Source organism: Erythrobacter sp. W302b (assembly GCF_046452395.1).
Classification (GTDB): Bacteria; Pseudomonadota; Alphaproteobacteria; order Sphingomonadales; family Sphingomonadaceae; genus Erythrobacter.
Genome location: NZ_JBKFDH010000001.1, coordinates 1,012,973 through 1,026,059, shown reverse-complemented (window position 1 = coordinate 1,026,059; position 13,087 = coordinate 1,012,973). Strand labels below are relative to the sequence as shown.

Sequence of the window (13,087 nt, the reverse complement as noted above, 5' to 3'; positions counted from 1 at the left end):
ATTTGTGATTACACCTGTAGTCATATCGACTACATCTGTAAATCTTTCACGTGGCTGAACAGGTGCCCGACCGGCTTGCGCTTCGTTGAAGCGGCGATACACCCGGACGAATGACATGGATGCGCGCCCTCACCCCGCTGCTGGCTCTCGCCGCCCTGGCCTTTGCCCTGCCGGTGCGGGGCGACGAGCCGATCCTGCCGATCACCAGCTCCGCCGAATTGTCCGACCAGGGCGGCGCGACCGAGGTGGGCGAACTGATCTTCCGCGGCGGAATTTCCATCGCGCCCGATGCGGCGAACATCGGCGGCATCTCCAGCCTCGCGTGGCATGACGGAGAGCTTTACGCCGTCACCGATGACGGGCGCTGGATCATTCTGACGCCCGAGGATCTCGGCGTGCGGCTGGTCGATGCGACGGCGCTCCGCATTGGTTCGCTGCGGGATGCCAAGGGCAAGGCGCTCGGGTCGAAGGCGCGCGGGGATACCGAGGCGATCGCGCGCCTGCCCTCTGGCGAATGGCTGGTCGCCTTCGAACAGGACCACCGCATCTGGCGCTATGCCGACATCACCGCGCCCGCCACGGGCGAGGAGACCCGCGCTGCGCCGTTGATCGCCGGAGCCGAGGCCAATGCCGGGATCGAAACGCTCGCCGCGTGGCCCGACGGGCTGCTCGCCTGCGGGGAATGGGCCGACCCGGCGCGCCCCAATTGCCTGCGCATCACCGCGGCGGGTGCCACCCCATTCCACCTCGCTGCACCCGCCGGGATCGCGGACCTCGGCGGCGTGCCGACCGATGCGGCCTGCAAGGCCAGTGGCACCTGCTACGTCTTGTTCCGCAGCTACAACGCCAATGGAGGCAACCGCGCCGCAGTCGTGGAGCTTGCCGCCGATGGCACCACCCGGACTTTGGCCGTGCTCACCCCGCCGCTGAAGCTCGACAATTTCGAAGGGCTGGCCGTACGCGAGACGCCGGGCAAGACCTTCCTCTACCTCGCCTCGGACGACAATTTCCGCAATTGCGATCCCGAGCCCAAGCCCGGCTGCCAGCGCACCCTGCTGATGAAGTTCGAGGTCAAGCCCTCGCCCGGCGGCGCACCGGCCCTGACCCCGGCGGACTTCGCCGGCAGCCCGACCGCCCGGCCCGCGACTCGCCCCTTCCCCGAGGCGGCAAGTGTCAGCGTGGTGCTGGAGACCACCCTCGGCCCCATCACCATCGCGCTCGAAACCGAACGCGCCCCGGTGACGGCGGGGAACTTCCTGCGCTATGTCGAGGAAGGGCGCTTCGACGGTGCGACCTTCTACCGCGCGATGGATCTGCCGGGCGAGCGCGAGCCTTCCGGCATCCTGCAAGGCGGCACGCGGGGCGATCCCCAGCGTATCCTGCCGCCGATCATCCACGAACCGACCATCAGGACCGGCCTCAGCCATGTCCACGGCGCGCTGGCGATGGCAAGCGCTGGCGCAGGCACGGCCGATGGTGATTTCTTCATCATGGTCGAAGATCAGACCGCCTTCGACGCCGATCCGAAGGCGAGCGATCCCGCCTGGCGGGACGGTTTTGCCGTGTTCGGCTATGTCACGGCGGGGATGGAGGTGGTCGCTGCCACTCAGGTCGCTCCGCGCGATGCGGAGGCGGGGCAAGGGGTGATGAAGGGACAGATGCTGGCCGATCCCGTTCGCATCATTTCGGCGCGGCGGGCAGCGCCCTAAAGCACAAGCTGGGTCTGGATCACTACCGCGACCGGCTTGCCCTCCGCCGTTTCGATCATCGTCTGCCACACCGACATCCGCCGCCCGGATTTGAGTGACAGGCTGCGGCCCTTGACAGTGCTGCCAACCGGTGCGGCGCCCAGGAAGTTGGTCTTGCTCTCGATCGTGGTGGTCCCGCCCGCCCCCTCCGGCAGGCTCGCCACCGCGCCCACCGCGCCCAGAGCATCGGCAAAGGCCATGATCGCCCCGCCGTGCATGATCCCGCCCGCGGTGCACAAATCCTCGCGCACGACGATCTCGCCCTCGACCGCCTCGGCCGAGGCGGCGGTGATGCGGACGCCCATCAGCCTGGAGAACGGCATGGCATCGGCAGGGTTCATGGTCATCGGTTCGGCTCCTCGGCAAGATCGGTGTCGGGGACAGAAAACCCGGCGATACGCAGGATCTCCTCGGCAAATTCGGCGTCGCTGCGCAGGCGGAGCATCCGGGCGCGGTGGAGACCGATCCCGCCATGGGCGAGCATCCAGACGCGCATGACCTCGCGCCGCCGGGTCTCATCATCCGCGCCGGGGGTGGCGAGCGCGGACACCGCCGCGCCGATCACCCGGTCAACCGCTGCCCGCAAGCCCGGATCGCCGTTGATCGCCATATGCCGCCGCCCCATCATCACGTCGTAAAGCCCCGGCCGTGCAAGCGCGAAGCGGACATAGGCGGCGAGGAACCGGGGGGCGTCAGGCGCGCGCAGCAGCGCATCTGCCAGCAGATCGAAACCGCGCGTGGCCACACCTGCCAGCAGCGCCTCCCGATCGGCAAAGTGGTTGTACAGCGCGCGGTGCGCGACACCAAGCCGTTCCGCCAGCGCCCGCAGCGAGAAGCTGGCGCTGGCGTCGGCGTCGATCAGGCGCAGGGCTTCGTCCACCGCCGCAGCGGCCAGATCGCCGTGGTGATAGGCCCCGCGCGGCGCCATCAGGCCGCGCGCGCCAGTGCTGTGACGTGCCAGTCCACGGTCATGCGCGCGACCTCGCGGCCAGTGGCATCCTCCATGCGGACGGAGATCGGAAAGCGCACCTTGCCCTCGCTATCGAGCGCGGCGAGCAGCGCGGGCTTGGCCCCGTCGACCTCGGCATGGGCGGTGATCACCCCGCGCGCGGGCTTGGCGTAATCGATTTTCGAACTCGCCGCCACCGGGCGCAGGCCCGCGAGCCGATCAAGGAACATCCCCGCCATCGCGGCGCCCGAAGCCGCCTCGGCCAGCGTGAACAGCGCCCCGGCATGCATGGTGGCGATGTGGTTGCTGGTGTTCTGCGACTGGGTGAGCACGGTTGTCGCGGTGCCTTCGCCGATGTCGGTAATCTCCACACCGACATAGGCGGCGAAGGGGACGACGGCAGACAGCTGGGCCTTGAGCGCATCAAACGGGGTCATGAGTGAATCCTGCTTGTGATTGGCAATGTATCCATTGGATACATCAGCGCAGCACAAGGTCAAGCCTGCTCGGAAGCGCTCAAGACTCAGGGCTATTCGGCGAAAGCGGGCCGCCCCACCGGGGCGCTGGCGACAGGCGGCATTGTTGCCTCGATGGCGGGCAGCCACGCCTTGGCCCCCGCCCCGATGCTGACCTGCGGCAAGGAAGCGAGGAAGCGCGCCTTGGCTTCCCATTCGGCGACCGAGCGGGTCGCCATTCTGGCCGCTTCCTCCAGAGCGACGGGCTGGCGCAGCGCGCGGTTGATCAGCGCGTCGCCGAAGAAGGTCCAGTCATTCTCGGCCACGCAGCCGAACGAACTGCGCGTGCTCGCCGCCGCTGTCAGGATCGCGGTATCCGGGCTGGCGAGCACCGGGACGAACACGCCCGAATAGCACGCCGACAGGATCAGCACCCGCCGCGTGATCCCCGCCTCCTCCAGCGCGGACTTGAGCTTGACCGGGGACAGCACACCGTAGCCGCTGTCGCCGTAATGATAGGCCAGCCCCAGATCCATCCCGTGGCTGGTGGTGTAGAGCACCAGCACATCCTCGGCCCCGTCCATCACCGTGCCAAGATGCGCCAGCGTCAGCAGCAGCGCGGTGATCGAGCCGTGCGGGGCATCGTCCCGCGTCCCGTCCGGCCCGGCGAGCGTCAGCGTGCGTCCCCCGGCCCCATAGCGTGCGCCGAGCACCCGCGCGGCCTCCCGCGCTTCCCGTGCAAACACCGGGTCGCTGTCAAGCGCGATGGTGACGACATAGGCATCCGGCACCCCCGGCCGCTGGGCAGGAAGTGCCGCCAGAGCCGCGTCCAACCGGCGCTGCTGCGCGCGGATCGCGGCGGCAGAGATTCCGCGATGGAGTTCGGGGCTGAGGTCATAGGACGTCCGCCGCTCGGCCCGATCCTTGCCGCTGCCGAGATCGGGATAGGGCAAGGTGTGCGGCGGCGGCTGGTTGGGATCGGCCGAGGCTGACTGGGACAGCGCGGGACCGGCGAGCAACGCCGCCAGCACCCCTGCGATGATCCTGCCCCTGTTCATCGGGGAGCAAGCTGCCCGTCCGCGGCGGGCTGGTCAAGCGGCCGCATTCACAACAGCCGCGCGCGTTGCTCCGGAGTCAGCAGCGCACAGGCTTCAGCGGTCTTGCCGAACCAGCGATAGCGGTTGCGCGCGATCAGGTCATAGGCCCAGTCGCGCAGACCGCGCGGGATGATCTGGAACACCAGCCCCAGCCGCCACCACCCGCCCAGCGCACGGGCGACTTCGAAATAGCCATCGCTCTTGATGAAAGCGCGGCCGTTGCGAAGGAAGATGTAGCTCTGGTTCCAGTCGAGCCCGAAATGCCGGGCGAGCGCCGATCCCAGCTCACCCTGGGCAGGCGTAAAGGCAATCGTGCCCTTGTGGTCATGCTTCATGATGAAGCTCACCCCGCCCGAACACAGCACGCAGACGTGATCGAAAATGAACACCGGGCGCGAATCGTCGAAGGCGGGGACGGCGGGATTCTCGCGGTAGCTGTAGGGCGCGGGCGTCATGCGTCGGTGGCCTCGATGTCGAAGTGGGCGAATTCGGCGCGGTATTCGGCAAGGCTGATGATGCCGAGGCAGGGCCGCGCGCCGGGCGCGTAGCGGCGTCCGGCAGCCATGTGCCGCGCGATCAAGATGACCGGGATGCAGGGAATGAACGGGCCGTGGCCCGACCGGGCGATGATCCAGTGGCGACGGGTGAGCGTCCTGCCATCCGCCCCCTCGCCGATGATGGTCATGAAGAAGCCGCTGGTGCCGGTGCCCAGTCCGTCGAACAGGCTGGCGACACGCACCAGTTGCGGGGCAAAGCGGTCGAGCCGGGGCAGCAGCCCGAGGCGCGCCAGCCAGCCCATCAGCGCCGTACCGAAATGCAGCGGCGCAATCGCGTGCCCTGCCCAGAAGCTGTGTTCCTGAAGGCCGGGAAAGCGCGCGACGAACAGGTCAAGGTCGGGCGCATTGGCGCGGCCAAACCAGCGCGGACCAACGCCGGGGAGGGTGACCCGGCGCAGGTCGCTCCAGCCGGTGACCGGGGTCATCCGCCCGCCCCGCAAGGTGGTGAAGCGCTGGCCGACGAAGCTGAGCACCGCCGCGACCGTGCCTGCGCCCGCATTGGATTGCTCCGCACCGCTGATGCCGTATTCGACTGTGTGGATGGTGCGCATCGCGCGCGCGGCTTCATCGCAGTAGGCCGCCGTCAGCGCCGGAACCGAACTCGCGCCCGCCAGCACCGCAACGCCTGCGCGCTTGGCCGCATCGTCCAGCACACCGATCCCGGTGACGAAATCGCGCGCATCGGCAATATCGCAATAATGCGCCCCGCTGGCGATCGCCGCCTCGGCCACGGCATAGGATTGGCCGTTGTACGGCCCGACCATGTTGATGACGAGGTGCGGTCGCAGCGCTGCCAAAGCCTCGGGCGGTCCGGTGAGGTCATAGGCCCCCGCCTCGGCCGGATGGGCGGCATTCAGCGCGCCAGCGAACGCCTCAGCCTTCGCCACCGAGCGGCCCGCGATGATCAGTTGAATGGCCGGATCGCCAGCAAGGCTGCGCGCCACATGCGCACCGAAATTGCCGAAGCCACCGATGATCGCGACGCGCAATGTCATGCCGTTCTAGGGCCGGACATCCGCTTGCACGACAGGCGCATTCACCGGTTCCAGCCGTAGCAGTTCGGCCTGCAATTCGCCGGTCAGCGACTTCTTCAGCATCAGGAGGTCGGCGTAAAACCCCCACAGCGGCTTTGTCGCGTAGGGCTTGTTGCCTTCTATCAGAAAATGGCCCGCAAGGGCGAGCGCGTAGCCGCTCACGCCCACCACCACCGCGGCGAAGTAGGCACCCCAGACCGCCAGCCCGATCCCGCCGACGAGTCCCACGCTGGTGCCGATATAGTGGCACAAGCGCGTGCCCGCCTTTCTGTGTTGCCCCAGATAGGCGAGCCAGAACTCGTCGAAGGTCATCCGTGCCTCAATACACCCGCGCCTTGGGTTCGATGTACTTGATGTCGTCCGTCAGCGTGTATTCGTGCACCGGGCGGTAATCGATGCGGCTGTTCGAGCCGCGCCCGCCCCAGCCGTCGAACCAGGCGATGGTGTGCTTCATCCACTCGGCATCGTTGCGCTCGGGGAAGTCCTCGTGCGCGTGGGCGCCGCGGCTTTCCTTGCGGTTGGCAGCCGAAGCCATCGTCACATTGGCCTGCGCCATCAGGTTGTCGAGCTCGAGCGTTTCGATCAAATCAGAGTTCCAGATCAGCGACTTGTCGGTGACGTGGATATCCTCCATCCGCTTGTTCTGCTCGGCGAGCTTGGCGACGCCTTCGTCCATCAGCTTCTGATCGCGGAACACGGCGCAGTGCTTCTGCATCGCCTTCTGCATTTCCGCGCGGATCTGCGCGGTCGGCGAGCCGCCCTGCGCATAGCGGAAGTGATCCAGACGGGTCAGGGCAAAGTCGGCGCTGTCGGCGGGAAGCTCCGGCTGCTTGGCATTGGGCTTCAAGTTGTCGCGCAGGTGGTGGCCGGTCGCGCGGCCGAACACCACGAGGTCGATCAGCGAGTTGGAGCCGAGGCGGTTGGCCCCGTGCACCGACACGCAGGCCGCCTCGCCCACCGCATAGAGGCCGGGGATGACGGTGTCCGGATTGCCATCCGGCCCCAGCGTCACGACCTGCCCGTGATAGTTACACGGGATGCCGCCCATGTTGTAATGCACTGTCGGGGTGACGGGGAGCGGCTGGCGGGTGAGATCGACGCCCGCGAAGATTTTGCCGCTCTCGGTGATGCCCGGCAGACGCTCGGCCAGCACCTTGGGATCGATATGGTCGAGGTGGAGATAGATGTGGTCGCCATCCGGCCCCACACCGCGCCCCTCGCGCATTTCGAGCGCCATCGAGCGGCTCACCACATCGCGCGAGGCCAAGTCCTTCGCGGAAGGCGCGTAACGCTCCATGAAGCGCTCGCCCTCGGAGTTGGTGAGATAGCCCCCCTCCCCGCGCGCGCCTTCGGTGATGAGCACGCCCGCGCCGTAGATGCCGGTCGGGTGGAACTGGACGAACTCCATGTCCTGCAAGGGCAGACCAGCGCGCAGCACCATCCCGCCGCCGTCACCGGTGCAGGTGTGGGCCGAGGTCGCGGTGTAGTAGCACCGGCCATAGCCGCCGGTCGCCAGCACCACCGACTGGGCGCGGAAGCGGTGGATCTTGCCGTCATCAAGGCACATCGCCATCACGCCGACGCACTGCTTCACCCCGTCGCGTTCATCCATGATGAGGTCGAGCGCGAAGTATTCGATGAAGAAGTCCGCATCATACTTCAGGCTCTGCTGATAGAGCGCGTGGAGCATCGCGTGGCCGGTGCGGTCGGCCGCGGCGCAGGTGCGCTGCACCGGCGGGCCCGCACCCATGTTCTGCATGTGCCCGCCGAAGGGGCGCTGGTAGATCGTGCCGTCGGCATTGCGGCTGAAGGGCACGCCCGCGTGCTCAAGTTCGTAGACCGCCGCAGGCGCCTCGCGCGCGAGATATTCGATCGCGTCCTGATCGCCCAGCCAGTCCGACCCCTTGACGGTGTCGTACATGTGCCAGGTCCAGTGATCGGGGCTGTTGTTGCCGAGCGAGGCGGCGATCCCGCCCTGCGCCGCCACGGTGTGCGAGCGCGTCGGGAAGACCTTCGAGATGTTCGCGGTGCGCAGACCGGCCTCGGCCGCGCCCATCGTCGCGCGCAGGCCCGAACCGCCCGCGCCGACCACGACCACGTCATAGGTGTGATCAACGATCGTGTAGGCGCCCGTCAGATGCGCGCCGCCCACGTCATTTGCCGTTCCCTTGGGAGCTGCGGTTGCCATCAGGCATTACCTCCGAATGCGAGCGTGGCAACGCTGAAAATGCCGAACGCGCCGCCGCCAATTGTTGCCAGATTGAGCGCCGAGATCGCAGCAAACTTGCTGCCGGCGTCGTGAATGTAATCCTCGATCAGCACTTGCAGGCCGAGGCGTGCGTGCCAGAACAGGCTGAACACCAGCAGGATCATCGCCGTCGCCGAGAGCGGCTGCGAGAGCCACTTGACCACATTGCCGTAGCCATAATCGCCGAGCATGATCAGGCTGACGAGCAGCCAGCTCATCAGCACCACATTGCCGATCGCGGTGAAGCGCTGCACCAGCCAGTGATGCGGGCCATGATGCGCCGCGCCAAGCCCGCGCACGCGGCCGATGGAAGTTCCGTTGCCCATGTGTCTCGCTCCCCTCAGCGCAGCAGGATCAGGGCCCAGAAGGCCGCGGTGAGAAGGACAGCGATGATCGGCGAAGCGATCGACCACATGCGGTTGGTGTCGAGTTCGTAGCCCGCACCGATATCGAGCACGAAGTGGCGCAGCCCGCTCATCATGTGGGTGAAGAACGCCCACGACAGGCCCACCAGCACGATCATGCCGGGGACGGAGCCCATCACGGTCTGGAAGGTGGTGTAGGCCTCGGCCCCGCTCGCCAGCGCGCCAAGCCACCACAGCAGCACGCCGAGCCCGACCAGCGCCATGCCGTCGCCGGTTGCGCGGTGGAGGATCGATACCAGCATATGCGGCCCCCAGCGCCACACCTGCAAATGGGGAGAAAGCGGTCTTTGATTCATGATGATCCCGTCTGGTCCCTAGATTTTCGCCATTCCACTTAGCGCCGCTGACGCATGAGGCAAGCGGGGAGCGGTGGACACAGCTTGCAAAGTTTTGGATAGGGACGTGCATGGGATACACGCTAGTTACCGGATCGAGCCGCGGAATCGGCAAGGCAGCGCTGGACGCTTTGGCATCACGCGGGGTTCCCGTGATCGGCCACGCCTCGCGCCCCGTTACCCCCACACCCGGCGCCCCGCCGATCATTGCTGCCGATTTCGGCGATCCCCTGAGCGTGCAAGGCCTGTGGGATCAGGCCCTTGATCTGGCGGGCGGCGAAATTGACGCGGTGGTCAACAATGCCGGACGGTTCGAGGCGAACCGGCTCGACCGGTCGGACATCGAATGGCTCGATGCGTGGGAGGATACCATGCGCGTCAACCTCACCAGCGCCGCGCAGCTTTCGCGCTTTGCGGTGCTGCACTGGCAGGAACGCGGTTTCGCCGGACGCCTGGTCCATGTGGCCAGCCGCGCCGCCTATCGCGGGGATTCGCCGGCGCATTGGCACTATGCCGCGGCCAAGAGCGGTATGATCGGGATGCACAAGACCATCGCGCGCGCCTATGCCAAGGACGGCATCCTGAGCTTTGCCGTCACGCCGGGGTTCACCGACACCAGCATGGCGGACGATTACCTCGCCAGTCGCGGCGGGCCGGGGCTGCTGGCGGATATTCCGTTGGGGCGGGTGGCGACTCCGGACGAAATCGCAGCCATCATCACCTTCTGCGCGCTCGACGCGCCCCCCAGCATGACCGGCGCGGTGATCGACGCCAATGGAGCAAGCTTTGTCCGCTAGAATTCTCGCCGCCGCGCTGCTCGCCCTGCCCCTGCTGGGCGCTAAGGCACCTGCTGCTGCTCCCGCCCCGGACAAGACTCAGGTCGCATGGGCCGAGGCCTGCAAGGGTGACGATGGCTGGGACACCCCCGGGCCGCCGTTCCGCATCCACGGCAACACCTGGTATGTCGGCACCTGCGGGATCGCGGCGATCCTGATCAGGGGCAAGGACGGCGCAGTGCTGATCGACAGCGGCACCGCGAAGGGCTCCGAGATCGTCGAGGCCAACATCCGCAGCCTTGGCGTCACGCTCGACTCCGTAAAGGCGATCCTCGCCAGCCACGAGCATTTCGATCACGTCGCGGGCTTCGCCCGGCTCCAGGGGTTGACCGGTGCGCCGGTGCTGGTCGGCACCGAGGCGGCGGGCGTGATCCGCTCCGGCAAGGACGACCCCCGCGATCCGCAATTCGGGCTGCACCCGGCGATGGCTCCGGTCACCGGCAGCGTGCGCGGGGTGAAGGACGGCGAAGCCCTGACCCTCGCCGGGATAAAACTGACCGCGATCGCCACCCCCGGCCACACCCCCGGCGCGACCAGCTGGAGCTGGCGCAGCTGCGCAGGGAAGGACTGCCGCACGATCATCTACGCCGACAGCTTGAACCCGATCAGCGGCGACGCCTACCGCTTTTCCGATCATGCGGACTATGTCGCCGCCTTCCGCGCGGGGCTGGCCAGGCTGCGCGCCGCGCGGTGCGACATCCTCCTCACCCCGCACCCGGGCAGCAGCGACATGCCCGCCCGCGCCCGTGGCGGAACGATGGCAGGCGGGATGAGCTGCGCGCAATACGCAGAAGCCAAGACCAAGGCCCTTGACGACCGCCTCGCCAAGGAAGCGGCGGCGCAGTGACCTCTACCTGGAAGCTGACAGCCTACGCGCCCAAGCCTGTCGTACAGTCCGCACTGCTTGCGCATGACAGAATCGACGACTGGGATTACGAACTCGTCATTGCGGGCCGCGAGGTGGCGGAGGACAAGCCCGACGATTGGGTGCTCGAAGGCTGGTATCCGCGCAAACCCGGCAAGGCGGAGAAAGCTGCGCTGGCCGCATTGTTCGATGGCAAGGCGCCGAGGATCACCGTCGAGGAACTCCCGCCTGAGGACTGGGTCACGCTGAGCCAGCACAACGCGCCACCAATCCGCGCCGGGCGGTTCCATGTCCATACCCCCGATTACCCCGCCGATCCCGACCTGATCGATTTCGTCATCCCCGCCTCCCAAGCCTTCGGCACCGGCCAGCACAAGACCACCGCCGGGTGTCTCGAGATGCTCGGCCACATGAAGGCGAGCGGCATCGTGGCGCGGAATATCGCCGATATCGGCACCGGCACGGGGTTGCTCGGCTTTGCGGCGCTGGCGTTGTGGCCGCGCGCGTTGTGCACCCTCACCGATATCGACGCGGTGTGCGTGGGCGTGGTCGAGGAAAATGCGCGGCTCAATGCCGTTCCGATGGGCGGCGGTGCGGGCGAAGCGGTGATGATCGTGGCGGACGGGATGGACGATCCGCTGCTGCAACTGCGCGGGCCTTACGACCTGCTGATCGCCAATATCCTCGCCGGGCCGCTGGTCAGCCTCGCCCCCGATTTCGCCAAGGCCGTGCCGCCGGGAGGGAGCCTGCTGCTGGCGGGTCTTCTGGCGGGCGAGCAGGAAGCGGCCGTCAAGCGCGCGATGCGCCGCGCCGGGTTCCGCATGGCCGCCCGGCTCCAACGCGGCGACTGGGCGATCCTGTGGCTGCGGCGGCGGCGCGTCAGGTAAGCGCCGCCCGCCGCGCCTCGAGCCACAACCGCTCGGCGCGCGGGGGATCGAGCGCCAGTGCGGCATCGAGCGCGGCCTTCGCTTCCACCGCCTGCCCGGTGCGCGCCAGCAGATCGGCGCGCGCCACGTGGTAAGGCCGCGCCAGCGCCAGCCGCTCGGCGGGGAGCGCGGCGAGCGCTGTCAGCCCGGCCTCAGCACCCTCAACCTGCGCCAGCACCAGCGCCCGGCTCAACGCCACCATCGGTGACGGGCGCAGTGCGAGCAGCACGCCATAGAGCCGCAGCGCCGCGCCCCAATCGACCGCGCCATCGAAGGCGCGGCGGGCGTGGGTGAGCTGGATCGCGGCCATCACCTGATAGGCCCCTGATCGCCCCGCCCGCGCCGCCGCCTCCATCAGCCCGCGCGCGCGCTCGATCCGGGCGAAGTCCCACTTTGAACAATCCTGCTGCGAGAGCGGCACCATCGCCCCCTCCCCGTCCACGCGCGCGCCGGCCCGCGAGCGCGCCAGCAGCACCAGCGCGGCAAGCCCCAGCGCTTCGGGTTCCTCAGGCAGCAGCTCTGCGACCAGCAGCGCCAGCCGCTCGACCTCGACGCCGAGATCCTCGCCCACCTCCGCCGACAGATCCCCGCCCGCATCGGCATAGGCGGCGGTGAAGGCGAGTTCCAATGCCAGCAGAACCGCCCCCAGCCGCTCGGGCCATGCCTTGCGCGGCGGGAGTTCGAAGGCGATCCCCGCCTCGCGCACCTTGGCCTTGGCGCGAGTGATGCGCTGGAGCATCGCGGGCTCGCTGACGAGGAACAGCTGCGCGATCCGTCCGGTCGGCAGCCCGCAGATCACCTTCAGCGCCAGCGCCGCGCGCACCTCTGCGCCGAGCGCCGGGTGGCAGCAGATGAACAGCAGCCGCAGCCGCTCGTCCGGGATCGGCTCGGGGAGCGTAAGGATGTCGGCCATGTCGGTGACCTCTCCCAAGGCGTCTGCCTTGCGCGCCTCGCCCCTCGCCTTGCGGACGGCATCGAGCGCGCGGCGCCTGCCCGCGACGAACAGCCATGCGGCGATATCGCGCGGCGGCTCGGCCAGCGCGAGCGCAGAGGCGGTGGCATCGGCAAAGGCCTCCTCCGCCGCATCGAGATCGCGCAATTGCGCGGCAAGCGCGGCCACCACGCGGGGCCGCGCCGCCATGATCGCTTCGGCAAGCGCCGCGTTCAGCCCTCGGGCCCAATCTGCCACACGGGGCGCACCTCGACCCCGCCCTTGGGCACGGGGATCCGCTTCGCCCATTCGATCGCCTCGTCGAGGCTCGCGACGTCGATCACATAAAACCCGCCGAGTTCCTCGTGGGTCTCGGCAAACGGGCCGTCATGCAGTGTGACAACGCCATTGTCCGAACGGACGGTGGTCGCGGTCGAGGCCGGCTTCAGCCGCTCGCCCGAGAAGGGCACGCCGGCTGCGACCAGATCCTCGGCGAGCTTCATGTGCCCGGCGATCGTCGCCTCGAGCAGCGCCGCCCCGCCCTCGCCCGCATAGGGGCTCTCATCCTCGTTGATCATCAACATGAACTGCATCGGAGTTCTCCATCCCGGCCCGGCCGACATGGCAAGGCTCTGATACGGAGACGCGGATGCCAAGCCGGATTCGACAGGGGCGCGAAAA

16 protein-coding genes are annotated in these 13,087 nt (G+C 68.0%); 4 read left to right on the top strand and 12 right to left on the bottom strand.

What is annotated here, in order from left to right:
* Positions 1-110: 110 nt before the first annotated feature.
* Entirely contained in the window at positions 111-1,709 is a 1,599-nt protein-coding gene (locus ACLBKT_RS05015) for an esterase-like activity of phytase family protein (protein ID WP_410181856.1), read from the top strand.
* Here ACLBKT_RS05015 and ACLBKT_RS05010 read toward each other — a convergent pair.
* From ACLBKT_RS05010 to sdhC, 10 genes are all read right to left on the bottom strand, one after another.
* Positions 1,706-2,095, bottom strand: coding sequence for a PaaI family thioesterase (locus ACLBKT_RS05010; RefSeq protein WP_410181855.1), 390 nt, complete (start codon positions 2,093-2,095; stop codon positions 1,706-1,708). The genes ACLBKT_RS05015 and ACLBKT_RS05010 overlap by 4 nt on opposite strands.
* On the bottom strand, positions 2,092-2,676 hold the full coding sequence (locus ACLBKT_RS05005) for a TetR/AcrR family transcriptional regulator (protein WP_410181854.1): 585 nt from the start codon (positions 2,674-2,676) through the stop codon (positions 2,092-2,094). Before ACLBKT_RS05005 ends, ACLBKT_RS05010 begins: the two co-directional genes overlap by 4 nt.
* Positions 2,676-3,134, bottom strand: a complete 459-nt coding sequence (locus ACLBKT_RS05000) for a YiiD C-terminal domain-containing protein (protein WP_410181853.1) — start codon at positions 3,132-3,134, stop codon at positions 2,676-2,678. Before ACLBKT_RS05000 ends, ACLBKT_RS05005 begins: the two co-directional genes overlap by 1 nt.
* A 92-nt stretch (positions 3,135-3,226) precedes the next feature.
* Complete coding sequence (locus ACLBKT_RS04995) at positions 3,227-4,210, bottom strand: C13 family peptidase (RefSeq protein ID WP_410181852.1); 984 nt, start codon at positions 4,208-4,210, stop codon at positions 3,227-3,229.
* A gap of 47 nt (positions 4,211-4,257) precedes the next feature.
* Entirely contained in the window at positions 4,258-4,704 is a 447-nt protein-coding gene (locus ACLBKT_RS04990; RefSeq protein WP_410181851.1) for a thiol-disulfide oxidoreductase DCC family protein, read from the bottom strand.
* Entirely contained in the window at positions 4,701-5,801 is a 1,101-nt protein-coding gene (locus ACLBKT_RS04985; RefSeq protein ID WP_410181850.1) for a saccharopine dehydrogenase family protein, read from the bottom strand. The genes ACLBKT_RS04990 and ACLBKT_RS04985 overlap by 4 nt, the downstream gene beginning before the upstream one ends.
* Before the next feature lie 6 nt (positions 5,802-5,807).
* Positions 5,808-6,152, bottom strand: coding sequence for an Mpo1-like protein (locus ACLBKT_RS04980; RefSeq protein WP_410181849.1), 345 nt, complete (start codon positions 6,150-6,152; stop codon positions 5,808-5,810).
* Between the two features lie 7 nt (positions 6,153-6,159).
* Positions 6,160-8,028: a succinate dehydrogenase flavoprotein subunit gene (gene sdhA / locus ACLBKT_RS04975; protein WP_410181848.1), complete on the bottom strand. Its 1,869-nt coding sequence runs from the start codon at positions 8,026-8,028 to the stop codon at positions 6,160-6,162.
* The gene (sdhD, locus tag ACLBKT_RS04970; protein ID WP_410181847.1) at positions 8,028-8,414 is read right to left on the bottom strand and encodes a succinate dehydrogenase, hydrophobic membrane anchor protein; all 387 of its coding nucleotides are present in this window, start codon (positions 8,412-8,414) and stop codon (positions 8,028-8,030) included. The genes sdhA and sdhD overlap by 1 nt, the downstream gene beginning before the upstream one ends.
* Positions 8,415-8,428: 14 nt before the next feature.
* Positions 8,429-8,809: a succinate dehydrogenase, cytochrome b556 subunit gene (sdhC, locus tag ACLBKT_RS04965; protein WP_410181846.1), complete on the bottom strand. Its 381-nt coding sequence runs from the start codon at positions 8,807-8,809 to the stop codon at positions 8,429-8,431.
* Positions 8,810-8,919: 110 nt separating this feature from the next.
* Between sdhC and ACLBKT_RS04960 the strand changes: the two genes are divergently transcribed.
* From ACLBKT_RS04960 to ACLBKT_RS04950, 3 genes are read left to right on the top strand one after another with little or no spacing between them, the layout of a single operon-like run.
* Positions 8,920-9,645: an SDR family NAD(P)-dependent oxidoreductase gene (locus ACLBKT_RS04960; protein WP_410181845.1), complete on the top strand. Its 726-nt coding sequence runs from the start codon at positions 8,920-8,922 to the stop codon at positions 9,643-9,645.
* Positions 9,635-10,531 (top strand): subclass B3 metallo-beta-lactamase, encoded by an 897-nt coding sequence (gene bla, locus ACLBKT_RS04955; RefSeq protein ID WP_410181844.1) that lies wholly within the window; start codon positions 9,635-9,637, stop codon positions 10,529-10,531. The genes ACLBKT_RS04960 and bla overlap by 11 nt, the downstream gene beginning before the upstream one ends.
* Positions 10,528-11,436, top strand: a complete 909-nt coding sequence (locus ACLBKT_RS04950; protein WP_410181843.1) for a 50S ribosomal protein L11 methyltransferase — start codon at positions 10,528-10,530, stop codon at positions 11,434-11,436. The genes bla and ACLBKT_RS04950 overlap by 4 nt, the downstream gene beginning before the upstream one ends.
* On the opposite strand, the gene ACLBKT_RS04945 is transcribed toward ACLBKT_RS04950, so the two are convergent.
* Positions 11,429-12,664, bottom strand: coding sequence for an RNA polymerase sigma factor (locus ACLBKT_RS04945; protein WP_410181842.1), 1,236 nt, complete (start codon positions 12,662-12,664; stop codon positions 11,429-11,431). The two genes, ACLBKT_RS04950 and ACLBKT_RS04945, sit on opposite strands and share 8 nt — an antisense overlap.
* Complete coding sequence (locus ACLBKT_RS04940) at positions 12,640-12,999, bottom strand: YciI family protein (protein WP_410181841.1); 360 nt, start codon at positions 12,997-12,999, stop codon at positions 12,640-12,642. Before ACLBKT_RS04940 ends, ACLBKT_RS04945 begins: the two co-directional genes overlap by 25 nt.
* Positions 13,000-13,087 lie beyond the last annotated feature (88 nt).